Origin of the sequence: Haemophilus parainfluenzae, from assembly GCF_003252755.1 — a bacterium.
Classification (GTDB): Bacteria; Pseudomonadota; Gammaproteobacteria; order Enterobacterales; family Pasteurellaceae; genus Haemophilus_D; species Haemophilus_D parainfluenzae_N.
This window is the reverse complement of sequence record NZ_QEPT01000025.1, coordinates 1-574: the sequence shown is the minus strand read 5'-3', so window position 1 is coordinate 574 and position 574 is coordinate 1. Positions and strand designations below refer to the sequence as shown.

Genomic DNA, 574 nt, shown 5'->3' with positions numbered 1-574 from the left:
AACTAAACACTTGATTGCTTTTGTTCAATCAAGATTTTTTTCTTACTCAGACTTTTTCTTATCCTTTAAAAGGACTTGAAAGTCTCTTCAGTTTTTCAGCTTGTTTCCTGGTTGTTAAAGAACAGAAATAACATTTTCAGTTATCATCGTTAAATAAACTCACTAAAGCATTTTAAGCATTAAATCAGTCAATTTACTTAACGATGATAAGTGGTGGAGATAAGCGGGATCGAACCGCTGACCTCCTGCGTGCAAGGCAGGCGCTCTCCCAGCTGAGCTATATCCCCATGTCATCGTTTATTTTTCACCTTATTCACCTTCATCACTCACTCAGTTTGAGTGGTGGGTCTGAGTGGACTTGAACCACCGACCTCACCCTTATCAGGGGTGCGCTCTAACCACCTGAGCTACAGACCCAAGGGAATAACGGCTTTCTGCTCGATATTGTCTACAATATATCAATCAATCTGTGTGGACACTTATTGTCTCTCGTTTTTGGTAAGGAGGTGATCCAACCGCAGGTTCCCCTACGGTTACCTTGTTACGACTTCACCCCAGTCATGAATCATACCGT

Annotated in this window: 2 tRNA genes and 1 rRNA gene; all 3 read right to left on the bottom strand. The window is 41.8% G+C overall.

From position 1 onward, the window contains the following. Nucleotides 1-211 precede the first annotated feature (211 nt). Nucleotides 212-287 (bottom strand) — tRNA-Ala (locus DPV95_RS10370). A 53-nt stretch (nucleotides 288-340) separates the two neighbouring features. Next, a tRNA-Ile gene (locus tag DPV95_RS10365) sits at nucleotides 341-417 on the bottom strand. A gap of 82 nt (nucleotides 418-499) precedes the next feature. Beyond that, nucleotides 500-574: ribosomal RNA gene (locus DPV95_RS10360) — 16S ribosomal RNA — on the bottom strand; the annotation flags it as partial.